We start from the raw sequence: 2235 nt of genomic DNA, 5'->3' as shown, positions 1-2235 counted from the left end.
GCCGGCACCCGCTCCGCGGGCGCCGGCACTCAATTCGGCGGCTCCGCCGCCGAATTCCCCTGGCTTGGCTTCGCCGGCTTCCCAGGACCTAGGGCGAACCGGAACCCGATGTTGTTGAGGCGCCCGCCTGGCTCGATCCTGCTGCGGCAGGCAGAACGCACGTCCCTGCCGTAGGAGTGCCACGAGCCGCCGCGCAACACGCGGGCGCCGCCCGACGCCGCACCGCGCGGGTCCACCTGCTGTGTCGTCGGGTAGTCCCCGTACCAGTCGGCACACCACTCCCAGACGTTGCCATGCATCTCGTACAGACCCCACGGATTGGCCGGCAAGGAGCCCACCGGCACGGTCTTCTCACGATACACGCCCTTCGCGCCACCGGCATACGGATGATTCCCGTCGTAGTTGACCTGCTCGGGAGTGATGTTCTCGCCAAACGAAAACGGCGTCGTCGTTCCCGCACGGCACGCGTATTCCCATTCGGCTTCGCTCGGCAAGCGCGCTTCGAGACCGGGCAGCCGCCGATTCAGCTCGCCCAGGAATCCCTGAACGTCGTCCCAGCTCACCTGCTCGACCGGCTGCCCGGGCTGGTCTGTAAACGCGCTTGGGTTCCTGCCCGTCACCGCCTCCCACAGCGCCTGCGTGCACGCCGTGTCGGCCAGCCAGTAACCTTCGCTCAGCGTCACTTCGTGCTGCACTTCATTGCCGTACCGCTCGGGCTCGTCTTCCGGCGAACCCATCCGGAAACTCCCGGGGGCAATCCAGCGGAAGCGCTGCTGCGCTTCGACCAGTTCGAGCGTCATCCAGAGGCCGTACTCGTCTTCACCCCAGGCGCTGGCCCAGCGCAGCGGGAAGCACTCGGGCAGGAAGATGGCGGCGCGGTCGTCAGCAAGAAAGGGGTTGGGCATCACGGGCATCCAGCGAAGCGCCACTTCGGCAGGCGTTCGGCCTCTTGCCTACCAGCCTGCCGAAGGGCATGGGCTTTTTGCCGCCGGTTACACGGCGGACAGGAAGGTCATCTGGTCCTGAGCCGGTCTCCTGGACTCCGGAGCTAGGGCGAGCCGGAACCCGATGTTGTTGTTGTGCCTGCCTGGCTCGTTCCTGTTGCGGCAGGCAGAACGCACGTTCCTGCCGTTGTTGTTCCACGAGCCGCCGCGCAACACGCGGGCGTCGCCTGCGATGGCCTCCCTTGCTACTGCACCTGCCGAGCAGCCGGACCAGAAGTGGATCGTGGATTGGGCCGCTCATTGCTCACTATAGCGCGAAGGGTGGAGTTCGAGGTGACGTTTTCGCCAACTCAGGCTGTCGCAGTGCAGCGTCGGCGCCAATACCGCGGCGTAAGCGCGCTGCAACGTCGCTTCGTCGATGATGCCTGCCAGCCAGGCGGCCTCCCAGCGCCGGCAGCCGTGCCGGTAACGCGCCTGCTTGCGCGGCGTGAGGCGCAGCGAACCGCGCAGCACGCGCGCGCCGCAATAGCTGACACCACGCTCGCTGCGGTTGATCTGAACGTTGGCTTTCAGCGTCAGGTGCCGTTCGCGTTGCAGCCATTCGCGCAGATCACCGACCACCTGCCTGACGCTCTGCCGGTCATCGCCCCAACAGATGATGTCGTCCATGTAACGCACCTGGGCGCGGACGAGCGGATGCGCAAGCAGAAAGCGGTCGGCGCCGTCAAGGTAATGGTTGGCGAAATGCTGCGAGGTCAGCGAGCCGATCGGCAGCCCGCGCCCGGGAGCCGCCGGGCATGAGGCGATGATTCGCCCGAGCAGGGCGAGAAAATCGGCACCCTTGAAACGCCTGGCGAGCAGCCGCACCAGAATCGCGTGGTCGATCGATGGGAAGTAGGTGAACAGCGCAAACTGCGGAACGCCCTCGTGCTCGGCGAGCGACCGGCGCAAACCGCGCAGATCGGCATAGACGGCAAAGTCGGCCTCGTTCAGCACTTCCCGGTAATCAATCCGCTTTCTTTCGGCAGCCGGGCGAGACGAGTCCTCGCCGTCGAGCGTTGCCACGCAGAACGTCCAGTACGAGTTGAGTCCCTGATCGACGAAACGCTTTTCCACGTCGGCAAGGCGATGCTGCGCACAGAACACGTTGAGTGCGTCCTGTCCCGGACCGGGATCGCGCACTTCGATGGTGAACACATGGAATCTCATGGGCGTTTGAAGAGCTCCTTCAATCGTTGAGTCAACGTGCGCGATGTGCGGTCGCGCACCCCGGAGCTGCCGCCCGTCCCGG

General features: G+C 65.7%; 3 protein-coding genes. All 3 read right to left on the bottom strand.

The genetic code is table 11. The annotated features are described in order from the left end of the window. Positions 1–29: 29 nt before the first annotated feature. On the bottom strand, positions 30–905 hold the full coding sequence (locus CAPSK01_RS10350) for a formylglycine-generating enzyme family protein (protein WP_273703463.1): 876 nt from the start codon (positions 903–905) through the stop codon (positions 30–32). Between the two features lie 87 nt (positions 906–992). Continuing rightward, positions 993–1226: an SUMF1/EgtB/PvdO family nonheme iron enzyme gene (locus tag CAPSK01_RS22620; RefSeq protein ID WP_273703474.1), complete on the bottom strand. Its 234-nt coding sequence runs from the start codon at positions 1224–1226 to the stop codon at positions 993–995. Positions 1227–1241: 15 nt separating this feature from the next. Next, positions 1242–2153, bottom strand: a complete 912-nt coding sequence (locus tag CAPSK01_RS22615) for an RNA-directed DNA polymerase (RefSeq protein ID WP_273703462.1) — start codon at positions 2151–2153, stop codon at positions 1242–1244. Positions 2154–2235: the final 82 nt, after the last annotated feature.

Origin of the sequence: Candidatus Accumulibacter vicinus, assembly GCF_000584955.1 — a bacterium.
Taxonomy (GTDB): Bacteria; Pseudomonadota; Gammaproteobacteria; order Burkholderiales; family Rhodocyclaceae; genus Accumulibacter; species Accumulibacter vicinus.
Note: the sequence above shows the minus strand (reverse complement) of the source record. Positions and strands in the feature narration are given on the sequence as shown.

Coding starts and splice junctions, on each gene's coding strand:
- CAPSK01_RS22615 (WP_273703462.1), bottom strand. CDS start 2,153: ATGAGATTCCATGTGTTCACCATCGAAGTGCGCGATCCCGGTCCGGGA.
- CAPSK01_RS10350 (WP_273703463.1), bottom strand. CDS start 905: ATGCCCAACCCCTTTCTTGCTGACGACCGCGCCGCCATCTTCCTGCCC.